We start from the raw sequence: 18,335 nt of genomic DNA, 5'->3' as shown, positions 1-18,335 counted from the left end.
TTTTCCGGGAATCGTAGCCGCGCGGCAGCCGCGGAACAAGCGGCTTGGCAAGCCGGGCAGGCCGCGCCGGGACGGCGGCGGCTGTTGGGCGGGACGGGTATTCCCGACCTGCCGGGGCCCGCGTTTCAGCACCGAAACCGGTCTGCCACAATCGAAACACGTCCGGACCGCCGGCGACACAGGGCGGAAAACCGCGGCGGCCAGAACTCCTGCCATCGAAGGCACATGGGGCGCCGGACGCCCCGCAGAGAGAAGACAGGAGACCCCAATGAAGATGATCACCGCAACCCCCGAGAGCACCCAGATGCTGGCAGGCGCCTACCCGACCGTGGTGGCGGGCACAGAAGGCGACGATTTCCTGATGATCACCAGCCCCACGCCGACCTTCGTCTTCGGCTATGGAGGCAACGACACGATCAGCTTCTACGGCGACGCCGATCACGTCGCCTATGGCGGCGACGGAAACGACGTGATCAACATCAACGGCCGCGGCAGGGTGACGGCCTTCGGCGGCACCGGCGACGACCGCTTCAACGTCAGCTCCAAGCAGGACCACCATATCGAGGGCGGCGAGGGCTATGACATCGGCGATTTCGCCGGGCTGGCCGGGGAGGCGGACGGAGACCGCGGCTTCCAGTTCGACCTGATGGACGGCAAGGTGACCGACTGGGCGCCGAGCTCGGTCGACCCGTTCGAGATCGCCTTCACGGGTCTCGAGGAAATCCATGGCAGCTACTGGGACGACTATGTCACCGGCTCGCACGAGGCAGACATCTTCTACGGCACCGGCGGCTTCGACACCTTCTGGGGCCATGGCGGCGACGACATCTTCCATGCCGGCGACGGCGGCTCGTTCGCCTGCGGCGTCGAGGATGACGACCAGCTGATCGGCGCCCGCGGCGTGGACACCTTCTGGGGCGGCAACGGCAATGACACGCTCGACGGCGGCGACGGCGACGACGTGCTGCATGGCGAGGCGGGCGACGACCTGATCTACGGCGGCGCGGGCGAGGACGTGATCTATGCCGGGACCGGCAGCGACCGGGTCTATGCCGGCGACGACTGGGACACGGTCTATGGCACGGCCAGCATCTACGACCGCGACGTCAGCCCCGACTACTACAACGGCGGCGAAGGGCGCGACGTGCTGAGCTACGAGAACAGCAGCATCGCGGTCTATGTCAGCTCGCATTACTGCCGGGCCGGGGCCTGGGTCGACGGCGAGCAGATGGGCGTGGACGAGTTCTCGGGGTTCGAGACCTTCGTCGGCAGCCGCTTCGACGACTTCATGCGCACCAGCAACGGCGGCTTCGGCGGCTACCGCGAATTCATCTACGGCGGCGACGGCGACGACATCGTCTATGCAAGCCGCGGCGCCGACATCTACCATGGCGACGCGGGCTTCGACACCGTGGACTTCAGCGGCATGTACAATTCCGTGCTGATCGATTTCGGCAATGCCGGCCCCTACAACCACGATGCGAGGATCGGCGACGACATCTACAAGCTGGTCGATTTCGAGAGCTACATCGGCAGCCGCGCCGGCGACACCTTCGTCGGCAATGACACCGACAGCTGGTTCGAGGGCGGCTTCGGCGACGACGTGGCGACCGGGGCAGGGGGCGAGGATGTCTTCGTCTTCCGCGACCGCGGCGGCAGCTTCGGCTTCGACACGGTGACGGACTTCACCCATGGCGAGGATTTCGTCATGCTCGACGGGCTGCATGCCTGGGACGGCAGCGAGATCGGCCACTGGACCGACCTGGACACCAACGGCAACGGCGCGCTGGACCATGGCGACGCGTCGATCTGGTTCACCTATGACAGCGCGCTTCTGCTGTTCGACGAGGGCACAGTGGAGCTGGAGAATGTCAGCGCGCTCTATGCCTCGGACTTCATGTTCGCCTGAAGCAACGCCTGGGACGCCGCGTCCCCGGACGTCCCCCGCCCCCGCAGGCCGCCGCCTGCGGGGGCTTTCCCGCCTCCGGCCGCGGGGCCGCGGTGCCGAAACAATCGAAACACTGCGGGACAACGGGCCGAAACCTCGGGACGGCAATCTGGTTCCATCGAAGCAACGGCAGCAGCCACACCCCGGAAGGAACCCGACATGAAAGCCCCGCAGCCCCGCAACCGCCCCGCCCCCAGCCATCCCGGCCGCCGCGCCCCGGAGACCTGGCGCTTCACCGACTGGGCGTCGATTTGACATGCGCGCGCCGCCCATCTGCCTGATCCCGCGGCGCCGGGACAGGCCAAGGCCGGGGCCGGGTCCGCTAACTGCGGGACCCGGCCTTTCCGCGCCTGCTGCGCCGTTGACTGTGCCCCGCTGCCTTGTATGGATCGGGGCTGGGCCGCCCCGCCGAGAGGGCGGCGGGCAGGGGGATGACGGTGAGCGCAGTGCTGGAGCAGTTTCTGCAGGGGCTCGACGCGGAGATCCGCGCGGCCGGCGACTGGGGCGAGGTCGCCGCCTACATCCCCGAACTGGCCCGGGTCGATCCCGCGCAATTCGGCATTGCCATCGCGCTGCCAGGCGGCGGGATGGTCGCCGCGGGACAGTCGGGGCAGCGGTTTTCGATACAGTCGGTCTCGAAGGTGTTCTCGCTGGCCTGCGTGCTCGGCCGCATCGGCGAGCAGATCTGGACCCGGGTCGGGCGCGAACCCTCGGGGCGGCGCTTCGACTCGATCCTGTCGCTGGAGGACGAGAGGGGCCGGCCGCGCAATCCCTTCATCAACGCGGGCGCGCTGGTCACGACCGACGAGCTGCTGGCCGGGCGGGTGCCGAAGGAGGCGCTGGCCGAGATCCTCGGCTTCCTGCGGGCGGCGGCCGAGGATGGCGACATCCATATCGACAAGGCGGTGGCGGGCTCCGAGGCCGAGACCGGCTACCGCAACGTGGCGCTGGCGAACTACCTCAAATCCTTCGGCAACCTGCGCAACCCGCCCGAGATCACCTTGGGCACCTATTTCCATCAATGCGCGATCGAGATGAGCTGCGTGCAGCTCGCGCGGGCAGGCCGGGTGATCGCCGGGCTGGCGGGGGCGCCGGCCATGCTCTCGCCGGTCAAGGCGCGCCGGATCAGCGCGCTGATGATGATGTGCGGGCATTACGACGGCTCGGGCGATTTCGCCTTCCGGGTCGGGCTGCCGGGCAAGTCGGGCGTCGGCGGCGGCATCCTGCTGGTGGCGCCGGGCCGCGCCTCGGTGGCGATCTGGTCGCCGGGGCTGAACGGCTACGGCAATTCGCAGATGGGCACCTACGCCGCCGAGCGGCTGGCGCGCGAGACCGGCTGGTCGGTCTTCGGCTAGTCCGGGAACGGCTCGGGCGGCCGGGCGCGGGCGGACGGACGGCGGGAACCTCCGCGCTGTCGGCAGCCGCCCTTGCATACCGCGCCGCCAGCCGCGAAACCGCGGCAGATGGCTGGGCCAGGACGGGAGAAGGGCATGCTGCGGATCAACATCATCGGCGCGGGCAAGGTCGGGCGCAGCTTCATGCGGCTGGCCGCGGCGGCCCCGGGCATCGAACTCGGCTGCGTGCTGGCGCGCGACCCGCAGCATGCGGCAGAGGCCGTGGCGGCCGTCGGCGCGGGGCGGGCCGCCGCCGGGATGGCGCAGATGCGTCCGGCAGATCTCTGGGTGCTGTCGGTTCCCGACGACCGGATCGCCGGCCTGGCAGGAGCATTGGCGGAGGCGCGCGGCGCGCAGGCCGGGGAGGGCCCGGCGGCGCTCCATTGCAGCGGCTTCCTGTCCTCGGAGGTGCTGGCGCCGCTGCGGGCGCGGGGCTGGAGCGCGGCAAGCTGCCATCCGGTGCTGAGCTTCGCCGATCCCGCGCTGGCCGCCGCGCAGTTTCCCGGCACCTGCTGCGCGATCGAGGGTGATGCCGCGGCTTCCGTTCTGGCAGAGGCGATGGTTGCGGCATTCGGCGGCGTCCCGTTCGCGGTCGATCCGGCGGGCAAGGCGCTCTACCACGCGGCGGCGGTTTTCTCGAACAACTTCGCCACCGTGCTGCAGGCGATGGCGCAGGAGGCCTGGGCGGCGGCCGGGGTGCCGCCGGAGATCGCCGTCTGTCTCGGGCGGACGCTGCTGGACGGCACGGCGGCGAGCGTGGCCCGTCTGGGTCCGGCTGCGGCGCTGACCGGTCCCGCCGCCCGCGGCGATGCCGAGGTGCTGCGCCTGCAGGCGGCGGCGGTTGCGCAATGGCATCCCGAGGCGGCGGAACTCTATGCCGGGCTGAGCCGGCTGGCGGGGCGGCTGAAGGCCAGCGGCACGACCCTTCCCGGACCGGGCGGCACGCCGCCGGATGCCGCGCCCGGCGCCTGAGGCGGACTCGGGCTGCGCGGGCCGCCGCCGGGCCGGCTTTGCGGCATGACGCTTTCCGTGCCGGTGTCCGCGAGAAGATCGGCTGGCCGCCATCGCCGCCGTTCGGGCGAACGGCAGGGCAACGGCGCCGTCCGGCGTTTCTGTCCCGTCAGTTCGCCCGCTCAACCTCCGGCCGGGCACTCTGCCTAAGATGCCGTGCAGCATGGCGGCATGACCCAGCGGAGATCTCCGGCGCGTCTTGGAGGTCCGGCCCGCTGCGCAGCCAGAAGTGACGCGCCGAAATGAGTCCGTGCTCGGCCGGATGGGGCAGGATGCGGCGTGCCGAGCCATGGGTTCAGAGCCCGGCCCCTTGCTGCGCTGGCAAGGGACGCCTTGGCCACGGCGCCGCTTGGACCGGATTTGTTCAAGGCCGCTAGCGGTCCCGTGCACGAGGCCCCGGCCTGCACGGCCGGGCGCAACCTGGAAGACGGGCCCGAAGCCATCGGCATGGGTGACGGATCGCTGCGCGAAAGCTGGCCCTGAGCGGATCGGGGGGCAAAGGGCGGACCGCCGCTGCGGGTGTCTGGCGCAGACGGGGCGGCCGGCGGGTCCGGCAGGAACATTCGGAAGCGGGCAATTCCTGCCGATGCGCGTGCGTCTCGGAGCCCCGGAGGGGAGAGGAGGATGTGCCCGCGAACGTGGTCTGCCCGGCCGCTCCGGCGAAGGCTGGCAGCCGTCCTCCAACAGCTCCGCGAGCGATCCGGGAAAAGCCTGCAGGATCGGACGGAATGCAGGAGGGCGGGGCCAGCCGTGGTTCGTGTTCCGCCTGGCGGTGCCGCTCGCGAAGGGCCTCGCGCTGGCCGGCGTGCGGAGCTGGTCAGCAACTCTTCGCTGAAGGCAGGCTGACGGCGAAACCACCGCAGATCGGTGCGAGCGTTTCCGGCGTCATGCGCCCGGCGGACTGGACGGAGCGTTCGACGGTCTGCTCCATCAGGAACTCGCCGACGAGACGCCGGATCGGGTTCGTGCTGTGCAGTCTTCTCCGCTGTTGCTGGGGAGTTCGCGCCGGTCCGCGAAGCGGCAAACCGTCCGGGGGACGGTTCGAGGCAAGAACGGGCGGAGCCCCACGCAGGTCGGCACGTCCGCCTCTGCCGTGTCCATGAGCGCAGCAAGCGTCGGCAGCTTGGGGCGCATCTGGTCGGCGGCGAGGCGTAATCTGGCCTCCGCCGCCGCATGATCAGGCTGGGCGAAGGCGGTTGCGATGAAGGCGGAAACTGCCTGGCGACTGTTCTGCGCGGCATGGGCGAGGGCATTGCGCTGGAGTTGCATCCGGAAGCACTGCCAAGTCGTGGACAGGATGCGGGCGGCGGCGGCCTCTATGCCCTCGTGCGCGTCCGGGATCACCAGATCCGCACCGCCAAAGCCGCGGCGGTCGACGGGCGCGGCAGGCGCAGGCCGCCCCTGCGACGTCCCGGGCGGCCCGAAGCGGCCGCTGGCCTGCTAGCCTCGGCGGGATGCGCGGCAAGGGAGCTTTCGGATGCGGCACCTCTACACTTTCGTCCTTATCGAGGCGGTGGCCCGCGCGGGCTCGATGCGCAAGGCGGCGGAGGACATGAACATCACTGCCTCGGCACTGAACCGGCGGATCCGCGGCTTCGAGGAGGAATTCGGCTCGCCGCTGTTCGAACGGCTGCCGAACGGCGTCCGGCTGAACCCGGCGGGCGAGCTGCTGCTCGACTATTTCCGCACTTCGCGCTCGGACATGCAGCGGCTGCAGAGCCAGGTGGCCGACCTCGCCGGCGAGCGCCGCGGCCATGTGACGATTGCCTGCAGCCAGGCTCTGCTGCCCTATTTCCTGCCCGCGCAGATCGCCCGCTACCGCAAGGAGCATCCCGGCGTCACCTTCACCGTCAAGATCCGCGACCGCGCCCGGGCGGAGGCCGAGCTGGCGAGTTTCCAGAGCGATATCGCGCTGGTGGTGGAGCCGGTCTACATGGTCGAGTTCGAGGTGCTGCAGGCAATCCCGCAGCCGGTCATGGCGATCCTGCCCGCCGGGCATCCGCTGGCAGCCAAGCCCGAGCTGCGGCTGCGCGACTGCCTCGACAACCCGCATATCGCGCCCTCGGCGCAATACGGCGTGCGCCACCTGCTGGATCTCGCCGCGCGGCGCATGGGCCGGAAGGTGGCCCCGGTGATCGAGACCGAAAGCTTCGAGCTGATCCGGCACTATGTGGCGCATGAGGGCGTGATCGGCTTCCAGGTGCCGGTGGGGCTGCAGCCCGACGCGGATGGCGCGCTGTGCTTCCGGCCGCTGGCTGAGCGCGACGTCGCGGTCGCCACGCTGATCCTCGGCCATCTGCGGGGCCGCACGCTGCCGGTCGCGGCGGCGCGATTTGCCATGCAGCTGGGCGCGGCGATGGAGGCGCTGCACGCGGGTCGGGGCTGATCCGGCATGCGTTGCCGGATTTGCACCGCATCGGCGAAATCATAGCAGTTCTTTCAACGCCCGCTCTCCTGCAGGCTCGGGGCACGACAGAACGACCCCCCAACAGGAAAGGTTGAAAGAATGCAGACAGAGACTGCACAGCCGACGGCCCGGCATGCGCCCGGCGACGACGTGATCTACCGGCTGGAGGACCGGCCGGCGCCGGTTCCGGCCCTGCTGGCCGCGACCCAGCACCTGCTGGCCGCTTTCGTCAACATCATCGCCCCGGCCATCGTCATCGGCGCGGCGCTTGGGCTGGGACCCTACATCCCCTACCTGATCGCGACGTCGCTCTTCGTGTCGGGCATCGCCACCTGGATCCAGTCGCAGAAGATCGGGCCGGTCGGCTCGGGACTGCTCAGCCTGCAGGGCACCAGCTTTGCCTTCGTCGCGGCGCTGATCACCTCCGGCAAGATCGCCCAGGAAGGCGGCGCCACCCCGGAGGAGGTGCTGGCGACGATCTTCGGCGTCTGCGCCGTGGCGTCCTTCATCGAGATCGGCATCTCCTTCGCGCTGCCGTGGCTGAAGAAGACCATCACGCCGGTCGTGTCGGGCAGCGTCGTGGTGCTGATCGGCATGAGCCTGATCCTCGTGTCGCTGCGCGACATCGGCGGCGGCGCGGGCGCCGACAATTTCGGCAACGGCACCAATGTCGGCATGGCCGCCTTCGTGATCGCGGTGATCCTGGCCTGCCAGTTCGCCTCGAACCCGATGATCCGGGTCAGCTCGATCGTGATCGGCCTGGTGACCGGCACGATCCTGGCGCTGGCCACCGGCAATGTCTCGGCCCCGGATTTCAGCGCGGTGCCGCTGGTCTCTGTTCCGGTGCCGTTCCGCTTCGGCATCAGCTTCGACTGGGTGTCCTTCATCCCGGTGGCCTTCATGTTCATCATCACCTCGCTGGAGACGATGGGCGACATCACCGGCACGTCGCGGGTCTCGGGCGAGCCGACCGAGGGAAAGGTCTTCGAGGAGCGCGTCCGCGGCGGCGTGCTGGCCGATGGCGTCAACTCGCTGCTGGCGGCGGCCTTCGCCACCTTCCCCAACACCACCTTCAGCCAGAATACCGGCGTGGTGCAGCTGACCGGCGTCGCCAGCCGCCATGTGGGGCGCTACATCGCCGTGATCCTGGTGATCCTCGGGCTGTTCCCGGTGCTGGGCGCCGTGCTCCAGCAGATCCCGCGGCCGGTGCTCGGCGGGTCCACCTTCGTGATGTTCAGCCTGATCGTGGTCTCGGGCATCCGCATCATCGGCAGCCACCCGCTGACCAAGAAGGACACGATCACCGTGGCGCTGTCGGTCGGCGTCGGGCTCGGGGTGCAGCTGCTGCCCGAGGTGCTGAGCTTCCTGCCGCCGCTGTGGAAGCAGATCTTCAGCTCCGGCATCACCACCGGCGGCCTGACCGCGATCCTCTGCGGGCTGCTGCTGCCCGAGATCGGCACCGCGGCGCGGAGCCGCAGCGAGCAGCTGGCACTGGAAGACGCCTGAGGCGTCCGGCCCTTGCCGAATGAGACGCCCCCGCCGGTCAGGTCCGACCGGCGGGGGCAGCCATTTGCGCGTCCCGGTGGGCGCGGGCTGTCAGGCGGGCAGGGGCGCCGCCAGGGTCTCCAGCCACCCGCAGAGGTCGCCGCCCATGCCGTCCGAGATCCAGTGGCCGAGCCCCTCGTGCAGGCGCAGCTCCGCGCCGGGGATGCGGGCCGCGGCGAGGCGGCCGCATTCCGCGGGCAGGCAGGGATCGTCGGTGCCGTGCACCACCAGCGCGGGGACCCGGAGCCGGGCCAGTTCCGCCGTCCAGCCGGGCGAGTCGGTGATCGCGAAGGCCTGGCGCAGGTAGCCGCCGCAATCGCCGCCCCCGGCCTCCATCCGCGCGGCCAGAGCCTCGGCCCCGGCGCGGGTGGCGGGCGCATCCTTCGGCGCGGTGCCGCCGGAATAGAACTCCGCGCTCTCGCAATAGGCCTCCAGCAGCGCCTCGCGCGAGGCATGCGGCAGGAAGAAGCGCGAGATCATCCAGTCATTCTCGTCGGTTCCGGCGACCACCGGATCGCCGGCGCAGCTCGACAGCGAGGCCAGCGCCGTGACCCGCCCGGGCGCGCGCAGGGCCAGGTGCTGGGCGATCATGCCGCCCATCGAGAAGCCCGCCACCGCGAAGCGGCCGATCCCCAGGTGATCGGCCAGCGCCAGCAGGTCATCGGCCATGTCGGCCAGGTGGTAGGGCGCGGCAACGGCATGGCGGCTGATCCAGCGGAAGCCCTCGGGCAGCTGCGGGATCTCGGGCCCCATGCGCTGCGACAGGCCCATGTCGCGGTTGTCGGCGCGGATCACGCGGAAGCGCCGCGCCAGCCGCGCCACCAGCGCGTCGGGCCATTCCACCAGCTGCATGCCCAGCCCGGTGACGAGCAGCACCGCAGGCGCGTCCCGCGGACCCTCGTCGCGGTAGCACAGCCGGATGCCGCCCAGATCGGCGAAGCGGTCCATGCTCAGAGCCCCAGCCCGGCCCTGGCCGCGGCCAGGGCGGGCGCCCCGTCGCGGGTTTCGACGCCGTCGAGCCAGGCGTCCAGCATGCCCGGGTTGTCTTCCAGCACCTTCATGGCCGCGTCGCGCTCGCTCATCCCGTCATCGAGGATGTAGCCCATGCCGGTGTTCTCCATCTCGACGGTGAAGCTGAGCTGCTCCAGCAGCCGGGCGACATTGGGGCATTCCCCGGCATAGCCCTTGCGGAACTGGGTGTGGACGGTGGCGCCGCCGAAATCGGGCCCGTAGAAATCGTCGCCGCCGGTCAGGTAGCGCATGTCGAAGCGGGCATTCATCGGATGCGGCGCCCAGCCGAGGAAGACGATCCACTCGTTCCGCTTCACCGCGCGGGCGACCTGCGCCAGCATCCCCTGCTCGGAGCTTTCGACCACGTCCCAGTCCTCCAGCCCGAAGCGGCCGGACTCCACCGCGGCGACCATCGAGTCGTTCGAGCCCGGCGACAGGCCGTAGAGCTTGCCGTCGAATTCCTTCTCGTGCGCGGCGATGTCGGCGAAGTCGGTCACGCCCGCATCGTAGACATAGGCGGGCACCGCCCAGGTGTACTTGGCGCCCGCGAGGTTTTGCGAAACGGTTTCGATCTCGCCGCTGTCCTTGTAGGGGGCATAGTACTTCTGCATGGCCGGATCCCAGAAGCCGAGGAAGGCGTCGATCCGTCCCGAGACCATGGACTCGTACATGATCGGGATGCTCAGCAGATCGGTTCCGGCCTCGTAGCCGAGGCTTTCCAGCAGGATCTCGGCGATACCGGATGTCAGCGCCAGGTCCGTCCAGCCGGGCTGGGCGAGGCGGACGGTTCCGCAATCGGCAAGCGCCATGGGCGCGGCGGCAAGGAAGGCGCCCGTCGCGAGCGCGGCCTTCATGGTCTTCACGGGAAACTCCACTGTGCGTCGGGTCTATAAGCTGACCCTTGGGTCAATGAATCGATGGGTAGAATTTATTGACCGCAGAGTCAATCTATTCTACCCCTGCCGCTCGGGCAGCGGGGCAGGACATGGGACGCAAGGCACTTTCGGCAATCCGGCGCAGGGAACTGGCGGCGGCGGCGCATGCCAGCCTGGCGCGGCACGGCATGCCCGGCACGACGCTGGCCCGCGTCGCCGAAGAGGCGGGGGTGTCGAAGGCCAGCGTGCTGCATTACTTCCGCACCAAGGAAGAGCTGCTGGAGGCGGCGCTGCGCCACGGCAATTCGCGGCTGCGCGACGAGGTGGCGGCGATGATGAGGGTGGCGCGCAACCCCTGGGAACGGATCTATGCGGTGATCGAGGCGAACCTGTCGCCGCGCGCCTTCCGGCCGCCGATCGCGCATGGCTGGATTTCGCTCTCGGCGGCGGTGCCGCACAACCGCCAGTACCAGCGCATCCAGACGGTGATCTATGCGCGGACGCGGTCGAACCTGGTGGGGCCGCTGCGCGAGCTGTCGGATGCGGCAACGGCCGAGCTGATGACCGGGGCGATGATCTCGGTGATCGACGGGGTCTGGCTGCGCTGCAGCCTCAGCCTGGGCGGCATGACCGCGGCGGAGGCCAAGGCGCAGTTCGAGCTGCTGCTCGACGCCCGCTTCCCCGAAAGCCCCGAGCGCGCCGATGCCCGCGACGCCATGGCGGGGGCCTGCCGTGTTCTCATGGCCTCGAAGGGCATCGAGACCGGCGGCGCCTGACGGACGGAGGCGGCCGGCCGCCGCTCCGGAGGTCGGCATTGACTTGAATTAACTGTTCCGTACATTTCCCGGAGGGCGCGCGGATGGCCGCAATCCGGGCGGCGCGGGACGGGGAGGTTCCGCAGGGCGCGCGTCCGGACAGCATCAGAGGAGAACGCTGCCATGTGCCCCCCGAACTGCCTCCACGCGATCTGCGGGAAAGCGACCCGCCGCGGCCTGCTGAAGGCCGGATTCACCCTTGGCGCGGCTGCGGGCCTCGGCAGTTTCGCCGCCGCCCCGCGCGCTGTGGCCGCCGCCCGCGGTCCGGTCAGCTTCAGCGAGATCACCGATCTGAGCCATCCACTGTTCGAGGGCTTCCCGACGTTTTCAGGGGACAAGTGGTTCGAGATGGAGCATCCCGTGACCTGGGAGAAGGACCGCGTGAACCTGAACCGCTGGACGCTGATGGAGCATACCGGCACGCATCTGGACGCGCCGATCCATTTCTCCGAGGACGGGATGAGCGCCGACATGATCCCGGTGGGCGACCTGCTCTGCCCGCTGGTGGTGATCGATATCCGCGCCCGCGCGGCGGAGGATCCGGATGCGTATCTGACGCCGGAGGACATCGCTGCCTGGGAGGCGCGCAACGGCGGGATCCCGGAAGGCGCCTGCGTGGCGATGAATTCCGGCTGGGCGGCACATCTGCGCGGCCCGCGCTTTGCCGGGCGCGACAGCGAGGGACGCAACCACACTCCGGGCTTCCACGAGGATGCGGCGGCGATGCTGATCTCCGAGCGCTCGGTGAAGGGGATCGCGGTCGACACGCTGTCGCTTGACCGCGGTCTCGCCTCCGGCGACTTCCCGGTGCATTACGACTGGCTCGGCTCCGGCCGCTGGGGCGCGGAATGCCTGACCGGCCTGGACACCGTCCCCGAGGCCGGGGCCTGGATCTTCGTCGGCGGTCCGAAGGTCGAGGGCGCGAGCGGCGGCCCGTCGCGCATCGTGGCCTTCCACTGACGGCATTCCCGCTGCGGAAGGCCCTGTGCCGGCGGAGCTTCGGGCCCCGCCGGCAAGGCACTGGCCGGGATCAGATGGCGGCCACCGGCGGCGCGTGGCCCTTATGGGTGGCCATGTAGCCCTCGATTCCGCTGTCGAGAGACGCGAGCGCCTCGCCGCCGGCCATGAGGTCGGTGATCTCCTCGCGGGTCTTCTGGCCCCGGCGGAAATTTGCCGCCAGGGCGCCGCGGATCAGCACGGCGAAATGGTCGCCGACGGCCATCGCATGGGTGACCTGGTGGGTGATGAAGATCACGGCCAGGCCGCGGGCGCGGGCCTCGAGGATGATCCTCAGCACATGGCTGGCCTGCTTCACCCCGAGCGCCGCGGTGGGCTCGTCGAGGATCAGCACGCGCGCGCCGAAATGCACCGCCCGGGCGATGGCGAGGGACTGGCGTTCGCCGCCCGAGAGCCCGCCGATCAGCCGGTCGCCGTCGTCGATGCGGGTGATGCCGAAATCGCGCACCGCCTTCACGGCGATGTCGTTCGCGGTTTTCCGGTCGAAGACCTTGAAGGGGCCGATCTTCTTCGTGGGCTCGTCGCCGACGAAGAAGCTGCGCCCGATGGTCATCAGCGGGAAGGTGCCGCCGAACTGGTGGACGGTGGCGATGCCCAGGTCCTGCGCCTCGCGCGGGGTGTCGAAGGAGACCGGCTCGCCCTCGAACTTGAGCGTGCCGGAGGTCGGCTTGTGAACGCCCGCAAGCGTCTTGATCAGGGTCGACTTGCCCGCGCCGTTGTCGCCCAGCAGGCACAGCACCTCGCCGCCATGGACGCGCAGGCTGATGTCGCGCAGCACTTCGATCGGCCCGAAGGACTTGTCCACGTTCACCATTTCCAGGATGGGATCGGTCATCTCGCGCGTCACTTCTTCTTCGGGCTGTAGGACAGCGCCATCTTGCGGAAGGTGTTGTTCATCAGCACGGCCGCTAGCAGCATCACGCCGATGATCAGCGAGGCCCAGTTGCGGTCGAAGGAGGTGAAGTAGATCCCCTGGTTGACAATGGCGAAGGTGAGCGTGCCGAAGAAGATGCCGATCACCGAGCCGAAGCCGCCCGTCAGCAGCACGCCGCCGACCACGACCGAGATGATCGTGTTGAAGATGAAGATCATGCCGCCCGAGACCTGTGCCGAGTTGAACAGGATCGCCTGGCACATGCCGACGAAGCTGGCCGCGGTGGCCGAGAGGACGAAGAGCAGGATGGTCAGCCGGTCGGTGGGGATGCCCGCATTGCGCGCGCTGGTCTTGTCGCCGCCCATGGCGAAGATCCAGTTCCCGTAGGGGGAATAGTGGACGAAGAACACGAAGATCGCCGTGATCGCCAGCCACCACAGGATCAGGACCTGGAAGGAGTTGAAGAGGAACTGGCCGAACAGGAACTTGGCCCAGGGAGCCGCCGAGAGCGCGACCGAGGTGGTGCCGGTCAGCAGGACCGACAGGCCGAGCATCAGGCCCTGGATGGCGAAGAGCATGCCGAGCGTCACGATCAGCGAGGGCACGGCGGTGCGCACGACGACGAGCCCGTTGACGAAGCCGACGGCGACGCCGACGAGGATCGCGCCGATCATGCCGACGAAGATCGGCAGGCCGAAATGGCCCGAGAGGATCGCCACGGTCATCGAGCCTGCCGGGATCATCGCGCCGATGGAGATGTCGAGCTCGCCCGCGATCATCAGCAGCCCGACCGGGATGGCGACGATGCCGAGATTGGCGGCGACGTTCAGCCAGCTGGCGGCGCCGGCGGGCTTCAGGAAGTTGGCGCTGCCGAAGATGATGAAGAAGCCCAGCACGAAGAGCAGGCCGAGAAGCGCCCCGGCCTCGGGGCGGCGCAGGAAGCCGCCGATCGAGAGGTCGGGGCCGGAGGAGGAGCCGGGCGAATTGCCGGGCGAGTCGATGGTCTTGGTGGTCATGGGGTATCCTCGTCTGCGATCGTCAGTGGAATGGGGTCAGGGGCGGCGGCCCGGCCCGGGAAGAAGTTGCGGCCGGACCGCCCCGTCGGGGGCGCTGGTTGCGTTCCGCCCCGAGGCTGCATCTCCGCTGCGGGCTGAAACCGGAGGGTCCAGTGCAGAAGGCGATGGGCTCAGCCCCGGGCCGGAGCCGGAACGCCGTTAGCGCGCCCCCTTGCTGACCCCCTCGAGAACGGCTCCGATATTGTCGGCATCGACAATGCCGGGTCCTGTGAGGATCGGCGCAGTCGGGAGCTGGGTGCCGAAATCGACATGCGATGCCAGGAGCTGGACCGAGAGCAGGGATTGCAGATAGGGCTGCTGGTCGATGGCGAAGGCCTGGGTGCCTTCCTCGATCCGCGACAGGATCGAGCCGGAAAGGTCGAAGGTGGCGAAGGCGACCTGGCCCATGCGTCCCGACTGCATGATCGCCATGGCGCCCGCATCGGCATCGGGCGCCGAGACGGTGATCACCCCGTCGACATCCGGGTTCTGCAGCAGCGTCGCCTTCACCGCCTCCGACACGGCGGTCTGGTCGCCGTTGGCGCTGGCCGGGAGCGGCAGCTGCTCGGCCGTGCCGCCGGCCGCCGTCACCCCGTCGATCACGCCCTGGCAGCGCGCTTCCAGCGTCGCCGCGCCGGGCACGGTGTTGACGCAGAGCACGTTCTTGGTGCCCATCTCGCCGAAGCGTTCGCCCGCGGCCTTGCCCGCCAGGTATTCGTCGGAGCCGACATAGTTCAGCGCGCCGAGCTCCTTCGCCTTGTCGATGCCGCCGGCATTCATCAGGATCACGGCGATGCCCGCGTCCACCGCGGCGCGGATCGCCTCGTCCTCGGAATCCGGCACCCAGTTCGGCACGGCGATGCCGTCGACGCCCTGGCTGATCGCGGTGCGCACCAGCTGCGCCGCATCGGCGCCGATATTGTCGTAGCTCTGCAGCGGCAGGTAGTTGACCGAGCCGCCATTGGCCTCGACCACCTGGGTGGCATCGTCGATGCCCTTCTTGATCAGGTTGAAGAACGGATCGTCCGACTTGCCGCCGATCACGGCGATGTCGGCGGCGCTGGCGATGCCTGCGGATGCACAGAGCAGTGCGGCGGCCGCGAGCGCGGCGCCGGGACGGGTGTGACGGGTCATGGAGTTCCTCCCTGGGGTTCCGGTCTTGGGGCCCTGACCGCGATCCGCCTCCCGAGGGATGCAGGGCAGGGCGGGTGAAGGCGCCTCAGATCGCCTGGAGCGCGAAATCCGCGGGCTGGCGCGGGGCGACGGCGTCGAGCAGCCGCACCGAGCGCTCCAGCCCTTCGAGCGAGTTGAGCAGGATGTCCTCGTGCTCGATCGACAGCCAGCCGTCATAGCCCGCCATCTTCAGCCGGTAGCAGAACTGCCGCCACCAGGTTTCGTCATGGCCGATCCCGAGGGTCACGTAGGACCAGGACCGGGCCGGAATGTCGGTGAGCCCGCCGTTTTCCAGGAGGCTCGTCCCGGCTTGCACCGGCGGGTTCAGCATCGTGTCCTTGGCATGGACATGGTAGATCGCCTCGCCCAGTCCGTCGGCGGCGAGAAGCGGATCGGCCCCCATCCAGAACAGGTGCGACGGGTCGAGATTGGCGCCGATCACCGGGCCGATCGCCTCGCGCAGGCGCCTGAGCGTCGGCAGGTTGTAGACGCACTGGTTGCCGTGGAGCTCCAGAGCGATGCGCTCCACCCCGCAATCGGCGGCGAGCCGGGCAATGTCCGTCCAGAACGGGATCAGCACCTCGTTCCACTGGTAGTCGAGGATGGCGCGGGTCTCGGGCGGCCAGCTGGAGACGACCCAGTTGGGCATCGCGTCGGACGCCGTGCCGCCGGGCAGGCCGGACATGGTGCAGACGGTCTTGAGCCCCAGCTCTCCGGCGGCGACAATGGTCCGGCGCAGCCCCTCGCCCTGGGCGGGATCGCCCGGATGGACCGGGTTGCCGTTGGCGTTGAGCGCGATGATCTCCAGCCCGCGGCGCTCGAAGGCCTCCGAGAAGGCCTGCCGCGCCTGGCGGCTGGTCGCGAGCGCCTCCAGGTCGAGATGCGGGCCGGTCGACCAGCCGCAGGTGTTCATCTCGACCCCGTCGACGCCCAGCCGCTGGGCCGTGTCGAGCATGTCCTCGAAGGCCATGCCCCCGAGGCTGTCGGAAACGAATCCGATCTTCATGAATGTCCTCCCGTGCCGGGACGGGCGCCCGGGGCGCGGTCCCATGGCGGCGACCATGCCGGGCTGTCAGCGCTACCGCAGCGGCAAAGGTGATTGATTTCCATCAGCGCTGCAATGCATGTTGCAGTCCTGGAGGATGCGGCAATGGCAAAGAGGGCAGGCCGGCGCGTGACGCTGGCGGATGTGGCGCAGGCCGCGGGGGTCGGCAGCGCGACGGTGGACCGGGTGGTCAACGAGCGCGGCAATGTCTCGGAGGAGGTGAGCCGCAAGGTGCTGGCGGTCGCGCGGGAGCTGGGGCTGAACCGGCGGCTGCCGCAGTCGCACCGGCGGTTGATCCGGATCGAGGTGATCCTGGTGCGGCCGGAACTGCCGCTGATCGCACGGATGCACCAGGAGTTCCGGCGGCTGGCGGCGGCACTGGATGCCTCGATCGTGCTGCACCGCACGATGCTGAAGACCGAGGAACCGGCGGCGGTGGCGCGGGCGCTGCGGCGGACCGGATGCGATGCGGTGATCGTCTATGCGAGGAACGATCCGGCGATCCGGGATGCCGTGGCGGCGCTCGATGCCCGCGGGGTGCCGGTGGTGACGCTGATCTCCGACCTGCCGGAGACGGCGCGGATCGGCTATGCCGGGCCGGACCATTACCGCTCGGGGCGGACGGCGGGGTTCTTCATCCGGGCGATGGCGCGGGCGCCGGGCACGGTGATCGTGCTGTGCAATTCGCGCGACATCCAGAGCCACAGCGCGCGGATCCGCGGGATCGAGGCGTTCATGAAGGAACAGGGCCCGGGCTTCCGCATCCGCGGCGTGGTGGAGGGGCGCGACGACCGGGTTCGCTCCGAGGCGCTGCTGCGCAAGGCCTTCGCCGAGGCGCCGGAGGCGGTGGCGGTCTACAACGTGGGCGCGGCCAATCTCGGGGTGGAGGCGGCGATCCGCGCGGCGATCCTCGATGCGCCCCCCGTCTTCGTCGGCCACGAGCTGACGCTGCATTCGGCGCGGATGCTGCGCGAGGGGATCATGTCGCTGGCCATCGACCAGTCGCCCGAGGTGCAGGCCAAGCTGGCGGTGTCGCATGTCCTGAAGCATTTCGATTTCGCTGCGGCCGGCGAGGATGTCGACATCTACGACACGAAGCCGCTGGAAGTCGTGCTGTACAGCCCGGAGAACATTCCGCTGGACATGGCGCGGTAGCGCCGGGCGGTCGAGCGGCAGCAGGCGGGTCCGGAGAGAAGTGCTTCGTTCTGGGCAAGCACTTGTGCTGTCGGCCCCGGTGTCGGCCGCGTTTTGTTCGGCACTCCTTTTTCGAAGAAGATATTTTTGGAGAAAATTGATGATGACTGCTGGGCTGTCCGCTTTCGAAGACGCGCAGCGTCGATGTCGCCACCCTTTCGACGATCAGCTGGGTCCGCTGAAGGTCCTTCCCGGCATCTGGAAGAACAGGAACGAGGATCAGCCCTTCGGCTGGAACTGCATCGCCCTGCCGTTCGTGACCGCGCCGCCGCCGGCCGGTTTCAATTGCCGGCTGGTGTGCAACCATTGCCATGAGACGCTGAACGTCTTGACAGCCGGCAAGGGCCTGCCGAACCGCGGGATCGACTTCCAGGGCAGGCTGTCCGATCTCGACCAGTCGGTCGTCGCGCTCGACTGCAAGCAGCTGGTGACACAGGCCGCGGCCGACGATTTCCCCCGCAGCGGCCCGGACCGGGCAAGCGACAAGCTGGCCGACGCGGATGCTGACCGCAGGCTTCCGGCGATCCATCGCGAGCCGGGGCTGTTCCTCTTCATGCGAAACCACACGACCGGGCTTGCAGTGCCCCACAAGTTGGTGCGGCGAATTGGTTCGCCTGCCAGCCTTGGCCCTGGCGGCGGCGATAGGGCCATGAGCCGCCATGCGGCACCGGATGCGCTGGGTGCGGGCATGGCACGGAGCCGGGTCGAACCGGAGGCCGCCGGTTGCGGTCCGGGGGACGGGCGGCTGGACCGCAGGCTCGGGGCGATGCCCGGGGCCCTTGGGGAGCGGCCGGGGAAACCGCTGCCCGCGGCGGTCCGGGACCGGCCGGACGCCGAGGCGGCCGCCGGTTCCTCTCCGGCGGGACTGCCAGCGGAGACGGGATCCCCTTGGGGCATTCCGCGGCGTCCGCCCTGCGCATCCGGGCCGCCGGCGGTCCCGTCCCGATCCGGCAGGACGCCACGGAAGTCAA

At 69.5% G+C, this 18,335-nt stretch carries 14 protein-coding genes and 3 pseudogenes; 9 read left to right on the top strand and 8 right to left on the bottom strand.

Annotated elements, in window-relative coordinates:
* Window positions 1-268 precede the first annotated feature (268 nt).
* From HCC78_RS22380 to HCC78_RS22370, 3 genes are all read left to right on the top strand, one after another.
* Window positions 269-1,909: a calcium-binding protein gene (locus tag HCC78_RS22380; RefSeq protein WP_172331016.1), complete on the top strand. Its 1,641-nt coding sequence runs from the start codon at window positions 269-271 to the stop codon at window positions 1,907-1,909.
* A gap of 476 nt (window positions 1,910-2,385) precedes the next feature.
* Complete coding sequence (locus tag HCC78_RS22375; protein ID WP_371743907.1) at window positions 2,386-3,303, top strand: glutaminase; 918 nt, start codon at window positions 2,386-2,388, stop codon at window positions 3,301-3,303.
* Between the two features lie 135 nt (window positions 3,304-3,438).
* On the top strand, window positions 3,439-4,314 hold the full coding sequence (locus HCC78_RS22370) for a Rossmann-like and DUF2520 domain-containing protein (RefSeq protein WP_216671262.1): 876 nt from the start codon (window positions 3,439-3,441) through the stop codon (window positions 4,312-4,314).
* An 856-nt stretch (window positions 4,315-5,170) separates the two neighbouring features.
* Here HCC78_RS22370 and HCC78_RS33895 read toward each other — a convergent pair.
* Window positions 5,171-5,311, bottom strand: a pseudogene (locus HCC78_RS33895) (IS256 family transposase); the annotation flags it as partial.
* A gap of 118 nt (window positions 5,312-5,429) precedes the next feature.
* Window positions 5,430-5,724 (bottom strand): annotated as a pseudogene (locus HCC78_RS22365) (transposase); the annotation flags it as partial.
* A gap of 106 nt (window positions 5,725-5,830) precedes the next feature.
* On the opposite strand from HCC78_RS22365, the gene HCC78_RS22360 reads away from it, so the two are divergent.
* Both HCC78_RS22360 and HCC78_RS22355 read left to right on the top strand, forming a co-directional pair.
* Window positions 5,831-6,739 (top strand): LysR family transcriptional regulator, encoded by a 909-nt coding sequence (locus tag HCC78_RS22360; RefSeq protein WP_172331013.1) that lies wholly within the window; start codon window positions 5,831-5,833, stop codon window positions 6,737-6,739.
* A gap of 120 nt (window positions 6,740-6,859) precedes the next feature.
* On the top strand, window positions 6,860-8,266 hold the full coding sequence (locus HCC78_RS22355) for a uracil-xanthine permease family protein (protein WP_172331012.1): 1,407 nt from the start codon (window positions 6,860-6,862) through the stop codon (window positions 8,264-8,266).
* Between the two features lie 90 nt (window positions 8,267-8,356).
* Here the strand turns inward: HCC78_RS22355 and HCC78_RS22350 are convergent, their stop codons facing one another.
* Both HCC78_RS22350 and choX read right to left on the bottom strand, forming a co-directional pair.
* Entirely contained in the window at window positions 8,357-9,253 is an 897-nt protein-coding gene (locus HCC78_RS22350; RefSeq protein WP_172331011.1) for an alpha/beta fold hydrolase, read from the bottom strand.
* A 2-nt stretch (window positions 9,254-9,255) separates the two neighbouring features.
* On the bottom strand, window positions 9,256-10,170 hold the full coding sequence (gene choX, locus HCC78_RS22345) for a choline ABC transporter substrate-binding protein (protein WP_172331038.1): 915 nt from the start codon (window positions 10,168-10,170) through the stop codon (window positions 9,256-9,258).
* A 131-nt stretch (window positions 10,171-10,301) separates the two neighbouring features.
* On the opposite strand from choX, the gene betI reads away from it, so the two are divergent.
* Together betI and HCC78_RS22335 are read left to right on the top strand one after the other, a co-directional pair.
* Window positions 10,302-10,967, top strand: coding sequence for a transcriptional regulator BetI (gene betI, locus HCC78_RS22340; RefSeq protein WP_172331010.1), 666 nt, complete (start codon window positions 10,302-10,304; stop codon window positions 10,965-10,967).
* A 162-nt stretch (window positions 10,968-11,129) separates the two neighbouring features.
* Entirely contained in the window at window positions 11,130-11,966 is an 837-nt protein-coding gene (locus HCC78_RS22335; RefSeq protein WP_172331009.1) for a cyclase family protein, read from the top strand.
* A 70-nt stretch (window positions 11,967-12,036) separates the two neighbouring features.
* Here the strand turns inward: HCC78_RS22335 and HCC78_RS22330 are convergent, their stop codons facing one another.
* The 4 genes from HCC78_RS22330 to HCC78_RS22315 all read right to left on the bottom strand — a co-directional run bounded on the left by HCC78_RS22330 (window position 12,037) and on the right by HCC78_RS22315 (window position 16,131).
* Window positions 12,037-12,858: an ATP-binding cassette domain-containing protein gene (locus HCC78_RS22330; protein ID WP_172331008.1), complete on the bottom strand. Its 822-nt coding sequence runs from the start codon at window positions 12,856-12,858 to the stop codon at window positions 12,037-12,039.
* 8 nt (window positions 12,859-12,866) lie between these two features.
* Window positions 12,867-13,913, bottom strand: a complete 1,047-nt coding sequence (locus HCC78_RS22325) for an ABC transporter permease (protein WP_172331007.1) — start codon at window positions 13,911-13,913, stop codon at window positions 12,867-12,869.
* A 198-nt stretch (window positions 13,914-14,111) separates the two neighbouring features.
* A complete protein-coding gene (locus HCC78_RS22320; protein WP_172331006.1) occupies window positions 14,112-15,086 on the bottom strand; it encodes a substrate-binding domain-containing protein in 975 nt (324 codons plus the stop codon).
* Window positions 15,087-15,171: 85 nt separating this feature from the next.
* Window positions 15,172-16,131, bottom strand: coding sequence for a sugar phosphate isomerase/epimerase (locus HCC78_RS22315; protein WP_172331005.1), 960 nt, complete (start codon window positions 16,129-16,131; stop codon window positions 15,172-15,174).
* A gap of 144 nt (window positions 16,132-16,275) precedes the next feature.
* Here HCC78_RS22315 and HCC78_RS22310 point away from each other — a divergent pair, with 144 nt between their 5' ends.
* Together HCC78_RS22310 and HCC78_RS22305 are read left to right on the top strand one after the other, a co-directional pair.
* Entirely contained in the window at window positions 16,276-17,325 is a 1,050-nt protein-coding gene (locus HCC78_RS22310) for a LacI family DNA-binding transcriptional regulator (RefSeq protein WP_172331004.1), read from the top strand.
* Between the two features lie 139 nt (window positions 17,326-17,464).
* Window positions 17,465-18,335 (top strand): annotated as a pseudogene (locus tag HCC78_RS22305) (hypothetical protein); the annotation flags it as partial.

Source organism: Mangrovicoccus sp. HB161399, assembly GCF_013184745.1.
Classification (GTDB): domain Bacteria; phylum Pseudomonadota; class Alphaproteobacteria; order Rhodobacterales; family Rhodobacteraceae; genus Mangrovicoccus.
The sequence above is the reverse complement of the archived record's forward strand: the minus strand, read 5'-3'. Positions and strand labels throughout refer to the sequence as shown.